This is a genomic window from Stutzerimonas sp. VN223-3, from assembly GCF_045999685.1.
In the GTDB taxonomy this organism is placed as follows: domain Bacteria; phylum Pseudomonadota; class Gammaproteobacteria; order Pseudomonadales; family Pseudomonadaceae; genus Stutzerimonas; species Stutzerimonas stutzeri_AR.
The window spans coordinates 365,964-380,111 of the sequence record NZ_RBEC01000002.1 but is presented as its reverse complement, the minus strand read 5'-3'; the positions used below and the strand labels follow the sequence as shown (position 1 = coordinate 380,111).

12 protein-coding genes are annotated in these 14,148 nt (G+C 60.8%); 10 read left to right on the top strand and 2 right to left on the bottom strand.

The window, feature by feature from the left end:
• Positions 1–232 precede the first annotated feature (232 nt).
• Positions 233–3,079: a putative bifunctional diguanylate cyclase/phosphodiesterase gene (locus tag D7241_RS10620; RefSeq protein WP_408101494.1), complete on the top strand. Its 2,847-nt coding sequence runs from the start codon at positions 233–235 to the stop codon at positions 3,077–3,079.
• A 918-nt stretch (positions 3,080–3,997) separates the two neighbouring features.
• On the opposite strand, the gene D7241_RS10615 is transcribed toward D7241_RS10620, so the two are convergent.
• Complete coding sequence (locus D7241_RS10615) at positions 3,998–4,405, bottom strand: hypothetical protein (protein ID WP_408102341.1); 408 nt, start codon at positions 4,403–4,405, stop codon at positions 3,998–4,000.
• Between D7241_RS10615 and D7241_RS10610 the strand changes: the two genes are divergently transcribed.
• Genes D7241_RS10610 through D7241_RS10570 form a run of 9 tightly spaced genes read left to right on the top strand, consistent with a single transcriptional unit; the run spans position 4,301 to position 12,564 of the window.
• Positions 4,301–5,044: a methyl-accepting chemotaxis protein gene (locus tag D7241_RS10610; RefSeq protein ID WP_408102316.1), complete on the top strand. Its 744-nt coding sequence runs from the start codon at positions 4,301–4,303 to the stop codon at positions 5,042–5,044. The genes D7241_RS10615 and D7241_RS10610 overlap by 105 nt on opposite strands.
• Before the next feature lie 47 nt (positions 5,045–5,091).
• Positions 5,092–5,460, top strand: a complete 369-nt coding sequence (locus D7241_RS10605; protein ID WP_408101493.1) for a response regulator — start codon at positions 5,092–5,094, stop codon at positions 5,458–5,460.
• A 2-nt stretch (positions 5,461–5,462) separates the two neighbouring features.
• The gene (locus D7241_RS10600; protein WP_408101492.1) at positions 5,463–5,792 is read left to right on the top strand and encodes a lipid asymmetry maintenance protein MlaB; all 330 of its coding nucleotides are present in this window, start codon (positions 5,463–5,465) and stop codon (positions 5,790–5,792) included.
• Entirely contained in the window at positions 5,783–7,999 is a 2,217-nt protein-coding gene (locus D7241_RS10595) for a chemotaxis protein CheA (protein WP_408102315.1), read from the top strand. The genes D7241_RS10600 and D7241_RS10595 overlap by 10 nt, the downstream gene beginning before the upstream one ends.
• 2 nt (positions 8,000–8,001) lie before the next feature.
• On the top strand, positions 8,002–9,642 hold the full coding sequence (locus tag D7241_RS10590) for a methyl-accepting chemotaxis protein (protein ID WP_408101491.1): 1,641 nt from the start codon (positions 8,002–8,004) through the stop codon (positions 9,640–9,642).
• Positions 9,643–9,651: 9 nt separating this feature from the next.
• Complete coding sequence (locus D7241_RS10585) at positions 9,652–10,179, top strand: chemotaxis protein CheW (RefSeq protein WP_255979612.1); 528 nt, start codon at positions 9,652–9,654, stop codon at positions 10,177–10,179.
• The gene (locus tag D7241_RS10580) at positions 10,172–10,999 is read left to right on the top strand and encodes a CheR family methyltransferase (protein WP_408101490.1); all 828 of its coding nucleotides are present in this window, start codon (positions 10,172–10,174) and stop codon (positions 10,997–10,999) included. Before D7241_RS10585 ends, D7241_RS10580 begins: the two co-directional genes overlap by 8 nt.
• A 9-nt stretch (positions 11,000–11,008) precedes the next feature.
• The gene (locus D7241_RS10575) at positions 11,009–11,479 is read left to right on the top strand and encodes a chemotaxis protein CheD (protein WP_408101489.1); all 471 of its coding nucleotides are present in this window, start codon (positions 11,009–11,011) and stop codon (positions 11,477–11,479) included.
• A gap of 29 nt (positions 11,480–11,508) precedes the next feature.
• A complete protein-coding gene (locus D7241_RS10570) occupies positions 11,509–12,564 on the top strand; it encodes a chemotaxis response regulator protein-glutamate methylesterase (protein WP_408101488.1) in 1,056 nt (351 codons plus the stop codon).
• 61 nt (positions 12,565–12,625) lie between these two features.
• Here D7241_RS10570 and D7241_RS10565 read toward each other — a convergent pair whose 3' ends face one another.
• Positions 12,626–14,056 carry an aspartate kinase gene (locus tag D7241_RS10565; protein ID WP_408101487.1) on the bottom strand — a complete coding sequence of 477 codons (1,431 nt, stop codon included), beginning with the start codon at positions 14,054–14,056 and terminating at the stop codon, positions 12,626–12,628.
• Between the last annotated feature and the right edge of the window lie 92 nt (positions 14,057–14,148).

Genomic DNA, 14,148 nt, shown 5'->3' with positions numbered 1-14,148 from the left:
CGCTCGTACAACGGACGGGCGCCGATGCGGCATCGTCTCGAATGGGTTGCCGGTGGGTTTGAACATACCAGACGGATGCGCAGCGGGCTGACAGCTCTAACACGGTGCTTTGTAACGCGGTTGCGCGGCCGTTCTCGTTCGTTGATCGGAACGGGCTGTTACCGAAGGCTAGCAGCGTGCCATCATCGACCGGTGCCAGAAGACGCCTTCCAGACCTAACAAGAACGCATCAATGATCAATTTCGCCCAGGCAACCCAATCGGCGCCATTGGCCAAGGAGGACCAAGCCGCTATTAACCTTGCGGAGATCGACCAACGGACCGAGCGTACGCGGCTGCTCTATCAGGGCTCCCAGATATCGCTGATATTGATGATTCTCGCCAGTCTGGTATTCGTCGCGCTTCTCTGGGGCAAGGCGCCAGGGCTGAATCTGGCGCTGTGGTCAGGTTGGACGCTGCTACTGGCGCTGTTGCGGCTGCAACAGGCGAACTCATTCTGTAAGGCCGATACCGGGGACCAGCAGCGTCCGTATTGGCTCCGCGCGTTTGTGCTCGGCAACGCCGTCACGGCCATCACACTCGGCTACGCGATCGTCGCGCTAGTGCCCAGCGACGACTTCGTCCAACAAACCCTTCTTTTCGGTGCGACCGGCTCGGTGATCGTCGCTGGCTGCGTGACCAGCGGCGTTTCGTTTCGCGCCTTCCTCGCGCTTGCCTTACCCAGTCTGTTACCGGCCGCGTTTGTGCTATTGAGCAGTGATCAGGCGCAGCAGCAGGGCTGGGGCGTGCTGACGGTGATCGTTCTGCTGACCCTCAGCATGATCGCCTGGCAGACCAAACGCCTGCTGACTGCAAGCCTGCAACAGCGTTTTCACAACCAGCAACTGATCAAGCGGCTGCAGAACATGCGCAGCGAGGCGGCCCTGTTGAACGGCGAACTGGCCCGCGAAGTCGAGCAGCGGCGGCATGCTGAAGGCCAACTGCGCGAAGCTTTCGATGGGCTCGAGCAGCGAGTGGCCGAGCGCACCGTGGAGCTACGCGAAAGCGAGACGCGGCTGACCTTGGCGCTCGAAGCCAGCGAGCTGGGCCTATGGGACTGGGACCTCGAGCATGACGAGGTCCACCATTCACGCATGGAGGTAATTTTCGGTATCGGTAAGAACGGACGGTTGCGCCTGATCGATCGGCAGCGGTCCGAAGTCCACCCGGACGACTTGCAGCGGGTGCGCATGGACGTGATCGCCCACCTCAAGGGCGAGACTGACCTCTATACGGTTCGTTATCGAGCGATACAGACCGACGGCTCCTACGTCTGGATCGAAGATCGCGGGCGTGTCATTCAGCGCGACGCCAGCGGGCGCGCGCTGCGGATGATCGGCACTCGTCGTGATATCAGCGAGACTCATCGGCAGGACGAGCAGCAGCGCCTGGCGGCGACGGTATTCGATGCGGCGGGTGAGGGCATGGCGATCCTGGATGCCGAGTTTCGCCTGCTGGCGGTCAACGACGCCTGCTGTGCGTTGTCTGGTTATACCCGCGAAGAGCTCATCGGGCATAGCGTGGCGCGGTTGGCCAGTTCCGAGGACAGCCGTCAGCAATACGCGTCGATTCGCGACGGTCTGTTGCGGGACGGGAGCTGGCAGGGCGAACTGGTCGAGACCCGCAAGAACGGCGAGGTCTACCCGCAATGGGCACAACTGCGTGTAGTCCGCGATCCCCAGGGCAACGTCAGCCACGTCGTGGCGTTCGTCTCCGACCTCAGCGTTCGGCGTCAGGTGGAGGAGCGCCTGCGCTACTTGACGCACTTCGACGAACTCACCGGGCTGGCCAATCGCAGCCTGCTCAAGACGCGCCTGCATAGTGCCTGCGAACGGGCGCGCAACAGCAGCCGCGGGTTGGCGGTCCTCTATATCGACCTTGACCGCTTTAAGGTGCTGAACCAGAGCCTGGGACACGAGGCGGCCGATCAGTTGCTGCGCGAGATATCCCGTCGTCTGTCGCATACGTTTTCCAACGCCGACACCATTGCGCGGCTGTCCGGCGATGAGTTCGCGGTGGTGCTTGAGAGCTATGGCAGCCTGTCGACGCTGGCGCATAGCGGCAGCCGCCTGCTATCGCGCATCAGCAAGCCGGTGCTTGTCGATGGCCAGGAACTGGTGGTCAGTGCTTCCATCGGTGTGAGCCTGATGCCCGACAATGCGCGTGAAGCTACATCCCTGCTGCTGCAGGCGAACATGGCGATGCAGCATGCAAAACACCTGGGCGGTAGTACCTTGCAGTTCTTCACCGAGCGCTTGCAGGCCTCCAGCCTGGAAAACCTCAAGCTGGAAAACCAGCTGCGCCGAGCCCTTGAAGAGGGGCAATTGGAGGTTTTCTATCAGCCGCGGTTGAACGTGGCGGACGGTCGCCTGGATGCCGCCGAAGCGTTGGTACGCTGGCGCCACCCGCAGCAGGGTTTGCTGGCGCCGGGTCAGTTCATTGCGCTGGCCGAAGAGACCGGGCTGATCATTCCGTTGGGTGAGTTCGTGCTGCGCCAGGCTTGCTTGCAAGCGCGTCAGTGGCAGCAGGAGGGGCTGGCGACGATCCGCGTTTCGGTGAACTTGTCGGCGAAGCAACTGCGCCAGGGTAACTTCGTCAGCCTGGTGCGTCAGGTGCTGGAAGAGACCAGATTGCCGGCGGATATGCTCGAGCTGGAATTGACCGAGAGCCAGCTGCTCGACGATATCGACAATGCAATCAGCATCAGTCATCAGCTGCGCGCACTGGGCGTGAAGCTGGCGATCGACGACTTCGGCACCGGTTATTCATCGCTCAGCTATTTGAAGCGTTTCCCGGTGGATTTCGTCAAGATCGACCGCTCGTTCATTTCAGAACTGGACCAGGTCGGCGAAGACTCGGCCATCGTTCGGGCCATCATCGCCATGGTCCATAGCCTGGAGTTAAAAGTGGTGGCCGAAGGCGTCGAGACGCAGGCGCAGAGGGATTTCCTCCAAGCGCATCTGTGCGATGAGATACAGGGCTACCTGATCAGTCGTCCAGTGCCGGCCGAGGAATTCGTAAAACTGTTCGCTAGCGAATAGCAAGGCTGACTACCTTGTAGGGTGGGCTTCAGTTTGTAGGGTGGGCTTTAGCCCACCAGCTACCGAAGCCGGCGAGCGCCAGGTCCGGCGAGGCGCTGATTAGGCTGTGCTTGCGAGCAAGCCTTGTAGGGTGGGCTTCAGCCCACCAGAGATGAGCCGGCTGACAACAGGCCAGGCGAGGCGTCGATAGGGCTGTGTTTGCGAGCAAGCGGTGGGCTGAAGCCCACCCTACCTACGCGGAACGCCGCCCGGCCCACCTTCCGCAGAGCGGTTCTTGGCGATTACTTCGCCCCGTCAGTCGATGGCGAACTACTGAGGCGATCACAAGCTGTTGCGCCTGCACCAGGTGCGCTACGTCGATAATCTTTGGCGGGCCCGAGCCCAATCGCTTGGCCTATCCAGCGTGTAAGGCATAGCCATGAGGCGCACCTGCAGATACAGCGACGTCGGCTATCCAACGAGAAGGGTGCAGGCCAGTCGCCTGGATGATGCGGCTGTACCGGTACGTTGGCTTGAAAAGCCTATCCGTTATCGCACCCACGCTGTGCTTCAGCTTATCTATCGATTCTGGTGATCGGCGCGCCAGAGAGCCAGACAAATGGCGCCAATATTTCTTAATGTTTTAGGCTGCATTGCCGCTAAGGGTTTTGGCGAGCTGCTTGGCTCGGTATTCACCCTCTCAGCAATCGAGGAATTATGACTGAGAAACTCGGGCGTCCCGCTCAGGGCAAGCCATATTCCTATCGCGCCAGCCAACTAGATGTGTCCCCGCCGTTTGGCTCGTTGAAGGCGAAAAGACCTATGTTGGCGAGTCGGGCCGGGTCCTGGCTGATATCTCCTTATGCGGGCGCATGCGTAGGCTCGGGCGTGCTGTTCGTTACCGCTCCTCTTGTCGTTGCCGCTCCTGTATCTGCCTTCCTATGGTTGGTCGCAGTCGTGGCCGAGCGGAAAAAACACCGGGTCCAGCGCCTGCTCGCAAGTGCTGCGCAATCCCAGCAGCAAAGCATCGATGCGGTTCAGGACGCTTTGAATCGCTTGTACCGTCCAACTCTTTCGGGTTTCGCCGAGCGTCTGTTCCCAGTCTGGGAGCGGCAGATCGAGAACGCCCGCAGCCAGACCGAGGATTCGGTCGTTGAGCTCTCCGGGCAATTTGCGCGGATGAGCGTCGAGCTTGACCAGGCCACGCAGCTCTTCTCCGGCATGGCAGTTGACGAGCGCGGCATGGGCGCGCTGTTCGAACGTAGCGAGGAGCGCTTGCTGAATGTAGTGCAAGCACTCAAAACCGCGCTGACCGAAAAGCAAGCGCAGCTCGAGCAGATCCAGCATCTGAACTCATTCATCGACGAGCTCAACAATATGGCCGGCGATGTAGCGGCTGTTGCGTCGCAAACCAACCTGCTGGCGCTCAACGCTTCGATCGAGGCGGCGCGCGCCGGTGAGCAAGGGCGGGGATTTGCGGTAGTGGCGACCGAAGTGCGCGAGCTGTCGCGCCGCTCCGGCGAGACCGGCAAAAACATCGGCGTCAAGATCGCCGCCATCAACGAGGCCATCCGCAGCACCTGCGATGCAGCCCTCGAAGCCGAGGCGCGCGACCAATCGGTGCAGCTTTCCGAGAGCGCCATCAGCCAGGTCCTGGAGGAGTTCCGCCACATGGCCGAAGGCCTTGCCAGCTCGGGTCAGCATCTGCAGGAAACCAACGCGCAAATTCAGGCCGGAGTGAGCCAGGCGCTGGTGGCCCTCCAGTTCCAGGACCGCACCAGCCAGATTCTGTGCCATGTGCGCGACAACATCGGCAGTGCCACGCATGCCCTTCGCGCCCAGGCGGCTCCGGATATCGAGCCCAGCGCAGTGGATGTCGAGGCATTGCTCGCGGAGATCGAAAACTCCTACGCCATGGCGGACGAGCACAGCGCTCACAGTGGCAAGACCGCCGACGACGATACGGACGGCATTACGTTTTTCTAGGCATCCCAAGCGCAAGCTTGAATAACTGTTAATAAGGTGGAAGTGGCATGGCCAAGACAATACTCATCGTCGATGACTCGGCATCCATCAGGCAGGTCGTCGGGATCGCCTTGAAAGGCGCGGGTTATGACGTTATCGAAGCGACGGACGGACAGAACGCGCTCAACAAGCTCACCGGTCAACGGGTCCATCTGATCATTTCGGATGTGAACATGCCGGTGATGGACGGCATCACGTTCCTCAAGCAGGTCAAGGCACGGCCGGAATACAAGTTCACGCCCGTCATCATGCTCACCACCGAATCGGCCGAGGGCAAGAAGGCTCAGGGCCAGGCTGCGGGTGCTAAAGCCTGGGTGGTCAAACCATTCCAGCCGCAGCAGATGCTTGCTGCGGTCTCCAAACTGATCATGCCCTGACCATGAGCTGCGAAATCAGCGTCATGGGTGAGGGGCGCTCGAGCCTCGCCGGTGAGCTCTGTGTGTTCCATGCCGCAGCGCTCAAGCCTCGGTTGCTTGCAATCGCCACGGCCGGCGTCGATCAGGAAATCGATCTCGCACAGGTGAGCGAGGTGGATACCGCCGGTGTTCAGCTCCTGCTGCTCGCCAAACGTGAGGCGGCACGGGCGGGTGGTCGGCTGTTCTACGTCAATCACAGCGAAGCTGTGTTGGAGGCCCTGACGCTTCTCAACCTCGCGCCTGACTTCGGTGATCCGGTGTTCATGCCCGCAGAAAAAAGAGAATTCCGATGAACCTGGATGACGTTTTCAGTACGTTCCTCGCCGAGAGCCGTGAAATGCTCGAGGACATGGAGCGCTACCTGCTTGAAATCGAGGCCGGTGCTCAGGACTCGGAACAACTCAACGCGCTGTTTCGCTGCGTGCACACCATCAAAGGCTCGGCTGGGCTTTTCGCGCTCGATCACGTGGTGGCGTTCACCCACGTGGTGGAGAACGTGCTCGACCGACTGCGTGAAGGGGAGATCACGCTCGATCAGGATCTGGCGGCACTGCTGCTCAAGTCACGCGATCACATCGCGTCGCTCATCGACTGTGATGCCGACAGCGTCCCTTCCGCGTTGTCAGCCGAGGGCCATATCCTGCTGCTCACGCTCGCCGACTATCAGGAAGCGGACGCGCCTGTTCCTGCGGTGAATGACACGGCTGTCGCGGTCGCTTCAGCCCGAAGCGGCGGCGGCATTGACCTCTGGCATATCTCCGTGCGCTTCGGCCCAGACGTGCTGCGCCATGGCATGGATCCGATGGGGTTCATCCGCTATCTAGGCACACTCGGCGACATCGTCAATGTCGCCACGCTAGCCGATGCGCTGCCATCCGCCGATGATATGGACGCGGAGAGCTGCTACCTGGGCTTCGAAATCGACCTCAGGGCCGATACCGATAAAGCTGCGATCGAGGCGGTGTTCGAGTTCGTGCGAGAGGACTGCCAGCTTCGTATTCTCCCGCCGGGCAGCGAGGCAGAGCGCTATATAACGCTGATCCAGCAGTTGCCGGAAAACGACGCCCGGCTCGGCGAGATATTGGTGGCGAGCGGCGCGCTGACCCGTGCCGAACTCGACGCGGGCTTGGCGTGTCAGCAATCGGCCGACACTCCTGCCGAAGATGCTCCACGCATTGGCCAGGTGCTTGTGGAAAACGGCGCCGTATCGCCTGAGGTATTGAGCGTCGCACTGGGCAAGCAGCAACAGGCCCGTGAAACGCGGGCGCAGGCGAGCCAATACATTCGGGTGCAGGCGGACAAGCTGGATGCGTTGATCAACCTGGTCGGCGAACTCGTTATCGCCAGCGCTGCCGCCGGGCTTTGCGCCCAGCGCAACGGCGATACCCCCACTCAGGAAGCCGTGGCTGTGGTTACGGGCTTGGTCGAGGAGATTCGGGACGGCTCGCTGGAGCTTCGGATGGTGCCCATTGGCGAGACGTTCCAGCGCTTCCAGCGGGTGGTACGGGATGTGTCCCAAGAGTTGGGCAAGGACATCCGGCTGGAAATCAGCGGCGCGGATACCGAGCTCGACAAGACCGTGGTGGAAAAGATCGCCGATCCGCTCATGCATCTGGTACGCAACGCCATGGACCACGGCATCGAGTCGGCCGACCGACGATCACTCTCGGGTAAGCCCAGCCAAGGAACTGTGCGGCTCAACGCCTATCACGAGGCCGGCAGCATCGTCATCGAAGTTGGCGACGATGGTGGCGGACTCAACCGCGGAAAGATTTTGGCCAAAGCGCTGGAGCGCGGCGTCATCCAGAGTACCGATGGCCTCATGGAAGCCGAGATCTTCCAGCTCATTTTCGAACCAGGCTTCTCCACGGCCGATGCGGTCACCAACCTTTCCGGCCGCGGCGTGGGCATGGATGTGGTGAAGCGCAACATCGAAGCGCTCCGGGGCACCGTGGATGTCGAGTCAGTGGAGGGTCGCGGCACGACGCTGCGCATCCGCCTGCCGCTGACCCTCGCCATCATCGATGGCTTTCTCATCGGAGTGGGCGATGCGAGCTATGTGGTGCCGCTCAAAAGCGTGGTCGAGTGCGTAGAACTCACGACAGAACAACACAAGGAAACGCGCCAGTGCAGCTTCATCAACCTGCGCGGCGAGGTGCTGCCCTTCATTCGCTTGCGCGATTACTTCGATCTTGATGGGCAAGTTGGGCGCCGCGAGAACATCGTGGTGGTGAGTTATGGCGGCCACAAGGCGGGGCTGATCGTGGATGCGTTACTGGGTGAATACCAGACGGTAATCAAACCTCTCGGGCGGCTCTTCGCCAATTTAAGCGGTATTAGCGGCTCCACCATTCTAGGTAGTGGTGAGGTGGCGCTGATTCTCGATGTACCCGCGCTTGTACAGCGGGCAGTAGAACAGGAAACCCGCTCGGTCCAGTTCGTGGGCGAACGGTACAAATCGGTCACTTCGGACAGTGCTGTCCGGTCATGGGGTAAATAAACGTGCTTAAGAATCTGAAAATCGGCATGAAAATGGGGCTGGGCTTCGGCTTGGTGATCACCTTGTTGATAACCATCATCGTCGTCGGGCTCAGCTCGCTCGGTTCGCTGAACAGCGGTCTCAGGACCGTGATCGACGACCGTTACCCCAAGACGGAAGTCGCCAACTCAATCAAGAACAACCTCAACGAATCGGCCCGCGCCATTCGTAACGTGCTGTTGCTCACGGGCAGTGACGTGGCAGAGGAGCTAGAACGGCTCAAACGGCAGCGGGTCCAGATCAAAGAGGGCCTGGATGAGCTCCAGAAGAGTCTCGAAAGCGACGAAGGCCAGCGGTTATTTGCAGATATCGCGCAGGCCCGTGAAGCGTATGAAGCGGCCCAGGACGAGCTGATTGGCTATGCCAATCAGGGCTTGAGGGATGCGGCGGTGAACGTACTAACCGGGTCCCTACGGGCTACGCAGAACAGTTACTTCGGCACTGTCGATGCACTGCTGGAATACCAGGCGGGCCAGATGGACGAGGCTGGCGAGGCGGCGGCCGAAAGCTATGCCAGCAGCTGGATGCTGATGATCATGCTGGGTGCCGGTGCTCTCTTGATTGCTGTGCTTTCCGCCTGGGTAGTCACCCGCAGCATCACCCGCCCGCTCAGGGTAGCGGTGGACGCGGCCGACCGTCTGGCCGAGGGCGACATGACGGTAAAACTCGATGCGACATCGAAGGACGAAACCGGCCAGCTGCTGCTTGCGATGCAGAGCATGGTCGACCGGCTGACCCAGACCATCGGTGAAGTCCGCTCCGCCGCTGACAGCCTGGCCTCCGCTTCTGAAGAAGTAAGTGCGACCAGCCAGGGCCTTTCGCAGGCATCCAGCGAACAGGCCGCCTCGGTCGAGGAAACGTCCGCCTCGATGGAGCAGATGACCGCCTCGATCCAGCAGAACACCGAAAACGCCAAAGTTACCGACGGTATCGCCACCAAGGCCTCGAAAGACGCCGTCGAAGGCGGCGAAGCAGTGGAGAAAACCGTGGCAGCGATGAGAAACATCGCCGCCAAGATCTCGATCATCGACGACATCGCCTACCAGACCAATCTGTTGGCGCTCAACGCGGCGATCGAAGCGGCGCGCGCCGGCGAGCACGGCAAGGGCTTTGCGGTGGTCGCCGCGGAAGTCCGTAAGCTGGCCGAGCGTTCGCAGGTGGCCGCGCGCGAGATCGGTGAAGTCGCCGGCTCGTCCGTGGAACTTGCAGAGAAGGCAGGCCAATTGCTGGGCACCATCGTGCCGTCGATCAAGAAAGCCGCTGATCTAGTGCAGGAAATTTCGGCCGGTTCCGAAGAGCAGTCCTCCGGCGTGGGCCAGATCAACGACGCCATGGAACAGCTCAACCAACTGACGCAGCAGAACGCGTCCTCTTCCGAAGAGCTTTCGGCGACCGCGGAGGAAATGAGTGCCCAGGCTGAGCAACTGCAGGATCTGATGAGCTTCTTCAAGCTGGAAAGCCAGGCGGCTTCCGGGTCCACGAAGGCGGCTCGGGCCGGTGCGACCAAAAAGGGTTCCACTGGTTTGGTCAAAGCGAGCGCCAGCGCGCAGATGAAGAAAAAGCTCGTCGCTGAACCGGACGAAGCCGAATTCGAGCGCTTCTAGGAGGAGGCTATGAGCGAATTGACTAAAGTCGAGCAGCCGCAGCGTGCAGCGGCTGCCGATCAGCAGTATCTGACCTTCCTGCTTGCCGACGAGATGTTCGCGGTGGGTATCCAGCGGGTGCGTGAAATCATCGAGTACGGCAATGTCACGACCGTACCGATGATGCCGCGCTTCGTCAGAGGCGTGATCAATCTGAGGGGCAGCGTGGTACCGGTGATTGATCTGTCCGCGCGCTTCGGCCGCGGAGTCAGCGATATCCATCGGCGCACCTGCGTCGTGATCGTGGAGATCGAGCACGAAGGGGCGCAGCAGGAGCTCGGGGTTGTGGTTGATGCAGTTTCGGAAGTGCTGGATATCCCCCAATCGGAAATCGAGCCGGCGCCGGCCTTCGGCGCCAGGATTCGGGCCGATTTCATCAGCGGCATGGGCAAGGTCAGCGGGCGGTTCGTGATTCTGCTCAATGTCGACAAGGTGCTCGCGGTCGAAGAGATGGCAGCGTTGTCGGACCTGGCCGACCGGGAGGGCGGCCGTGAGTGACGCAGCCGTTGCGGGGCGTGGCCTTTTTTCCATCAGCGACTCGGAATTCCGGCTGTTCCAGCAATTGATGTTCAACGAGGCCGGAGTGACCTTGGCGCCTTCAAAAAAGGCACTGGTCAACGGCAGGCTGTCCAAGCGCCTCAAGGCGCGTGATTGTCCGAGCTTCAGGGCTTATTACGATTTGCTGGGCCAGGATTCAGAAGAGTGGCAATGGGCGATCGACTTGCTGACCACCAACGAAACCTATTTCTTTCGCGAGCCCAAGCATTTTGATTACCTGCGCGAAAAGATCCTGCCAGCCCACGCGAGTGGGCGCACTTTCCGCGTCTGGAGCGCGGCCTGCTCAAGTGGCGAGGAGGCGTACAGCGTCGCGATGGTGTTGGCCGACGCGTTCGGTGGCGACGGCTGGTCGGTGATGGGTTCGGATCTCAATACGCATGTCCTGGCCAAGGCGCGTAGCGGTCACTACGGCATGGCGCGCACCGAAGGCATTCCGCGCGCGTCGCTGGAGCGGTACTGCCTCAAGGGCAAGGGAAGCCAGGTTGGAACCTTCCTCGTGGGAAGGGGGTTGCGGGAGCGCTTGGAGTTTCGCCAGATCAACCTGAATACGAGCCTTCCGAAACTCGAGCAGTTCGATGTCATATTCCTGCGCAACGTCATGATCTACTTTTCGCAGGAGACCAAGGCCCAGATCGTGCGCCGCGTTGTTGGTTTGCTCAAGCCCGGCGGCTACCTCTTCATCGGTCATTCTGAAAGCCTGAATGGCATCGCGGACGGGCTTGAGGCGGTGCGACCTTCGATCTATCGCAAGCCGACTTGATTCACGACCTTGGCAATTGACCTGTTTATCCATCCAGGCGAATACGAATTCGCCGATGAAAATTTTTGCATTCGCACGACGCTCGGCTCCTGCGTGTCCATCGTTCTATGGCATCGGGAGCGACGGTTCGGTGGGATGTGTCATTACATGCTGCCATACAGGAAGCGTCGAGCCGAGCAGACGCTTAGTGGCAAATATGCCGATGAGGCGCTTGAGCTGATGCTCCGAGAGGCAAAAAAGCTGGGCACCCGACCCGAGCAATACGAGGTCAAGCTATTTGGCGGTGGCGATATGTTTGCCAACTATAAACATCGAGAACGAACGGTAGCAGGCCGCAACATTGAAGCAGTACGCAGCTTGATCGCGGCGCACGGACTGCATATCACTTCTGAGAGCTTGGGCGGGGTGGGTTATCGAAATGTGATTTTCGACATCGCCAGCGGCAACGTCTGGGTCCGTCACGTCAACGCGATGCGCTAATTCGCCCCGTCGCAACAAGGGATACCGCCGTGAGTAAAAAAATCCGTGTCTTCATCGTCGATGACTCGGCAGTGGTCCGCCAAGTCGTCGCCGCAGTGCTGGGGCAGGACCAGTCGATCGAAGTCATCGGCTCGGCATCCGATCCACTGTTCGCGCTGCAGAAAATGCAGACACAGTGGCCGGACGTGATTCTTCTCGACGTCGAAATGCCACGCATGGACGGCATCACCTTCCTGAAGAAAATCATGAGCGAACGCCCCACGCCGGTGGTGATCTGCTCGACGCTGACCGAAAAAGGCGCGCAAACCAGTGTGGATGCGCTGGCAGCCGGTGCGGTGGAAATCATCACCAAGCCGAAGGTCGGGCTGAAGGATTTCCTGAACGAGTCGTCCGCCGCGTTGATCCGTGCCGTCAAAGCGGCGGCGCGGGCGCGGGTGGGTTCGGCGCCAGCACGAGCGACGGAGCATGTCGTTGCCACTGCCCCTGTCGCTCAGCGAGCAATGGCCAAAACAACCGAAAGCGTTATCGCGCTCGGTACGTCGACCGGCGGCACCCAAGCGTTGCAGACCGTGCTGACGAGCCTGCCGGAAGATTGCCCTGGCATCGTGGTCGTTCAGCATATGCCGGAGAAATTCACGGCGGCCTTTGCCGATCGGCTCAATCGCATTTGTCGTTGCGAAGTCAAGGAAGCCGAGAATAGCGATCGGGTGCGGCCTGGCAGGGTGTTGATTGCGCCGGGTGGGCGCCATATGCAGCTCAAGCGCAGTGGTGCTCAGTACCACGTGACCATCCAGGATGGGCCCCCGGTTAATCGGCACAAACCGTCGGTCGATGTGCTGTTTCGCTCGGTGGCGCGGGAGGCGGGCAAGAACGCCATTGGCGTGATCATGACCGGCATGGGTGATGACGGCGCCAGAGGTCTTCTCGAAATGCGCGAAGCCGGCGCGCTGACTGCCGCGCAGGATGAAGCCAGCTGCGTGGTGTTCGGCATGCCCAAGGAAGCCATCGCACGTGGCGCCGCCGCTCACATCATCACGTTGCCACAGATCAGCCGCTTCATTCTCGGCCACGGCCACGGCCACTGATCGAATGACGCCAGCGAAGAGGCCGGACGCCTCTTCGCTGGTACGGATTGGCAAAAGCGTGCTATGCCGCGGCGATCACATCGCCATGGTTTTCCGGCTCGATCAGTGCGCGATGCAGGGCAGCCACTGCCGCATCGTAATCCTCCTCATTGACCACACACTGCATCTCCACCTGGCGGATCGACTGGTGCACCGCCTGGATGCTGATGCCGGCGCCGGCCAGCGCCGCCACGGTTTTGGCGAGGATGCCCTTGACCTTGAGGTCGGAGCCGATCGCCGAAACGATGGCGACGTTGTGCACGGTGACTTCCGCCGCTGAATAGCGCTCTTCGATTAACTTGGCTGCGCGGTTGATCAGCTTGCGCGAGCCCGAGGCGTAGTAGGTGATGCTGTTGGCGTCGGAGTCCTTGTTGACCACGTAAAGGCGCAGCTGCTTGAGCAGCTTGCTGATCTCGATGTCGTAGCCGACGTCGCCGAGCATGTCTTGGTCGAACACCTCGATGCCGAAGACGTCCTTGCGCCCGGCGATGATCTCGACGCAGGGCCGCTCGCTCTTGTAGTCCTGGCTGATGAGCGTGCCGGCGTGGTCCGGCTCGAAGGCGTTCTTGATGCGCAGCTCGATGCCAGCGCGGCGCAGGGTCTTGGCCGCACGCGGGTGGATCGCTTCCATGCCCAGGTTCGACAGCTGGTCAGCGACGTCGTAATTGGTGCGGCCAATGGTGACCACCTTGTCGGCACCGACCAGGTTCGGATCGGCGCTGGAGAGGTGAAATTCCTTGTGGATGATCGCCTCGCGCGCGCCGGTCGCTGCCGCGATCTGAGCAAAGGTGATCTCGCTGTAGCCGCGGTCGAAGGTATTCATCAGGCCTTCGCTGCAGTGCGTGTAGCCGGTGGCGACGACCAGTTCGCGGGAGAGGTCCACTTCTTCAAAGCTGTGGCGGACCATTTCCTCGAAGGGCAGCGGCGCGTCGCGGTGCCAGCCGGTAAGGTCGACCATCTTCGCGTTGACGCCGCGGTGCTTGAGCGCCAATACCGAGTTGAACGCGCTGTGCGCTTCGCCGAGGGAGGCGAGCATTTCGCGAACCTTCATCAGGTGCTCGTCGAGCTGGAAGTGGCCATAAGCGCAGAGGCGCTGCAGGCTGCTCATGCACTCGCGGGCATCGTCGATGCGTGAGTTGATGAACTGGTTGGCGGCGCGCAGCTCGAACTCGCTGGCGAACAGCTCGGCGTTCTTGCTGAGCATGCGCGCGCGGACGGTTTCCAGTGCGTCGAGCCAGGCGCCTTCGTTGCGGGCATCGGCGAAGCGCTGGTATACGCCGGGCTCACCGGTCTTCTTGTGTTCCAGCAGCAGATTGGTCATGCCGCTGTAGGCCGACACGACGAAAACGCGCTGATAAAGCGCATCGCCTTCGCGATTGCCAATAAAGATGTTGTTCAGCAGTTCTTCGAAGCGGCTCATGGATGTGCCGCCGATTTTTTCTACGGTATGCATCGATTCAACGTCCCGTCTTGGGGTGAATTTTCATCCCTGGGCCGCCTTTCGGCCGCCAACAAAGACCGGGCCCGAATGTGGGCCCGATATAC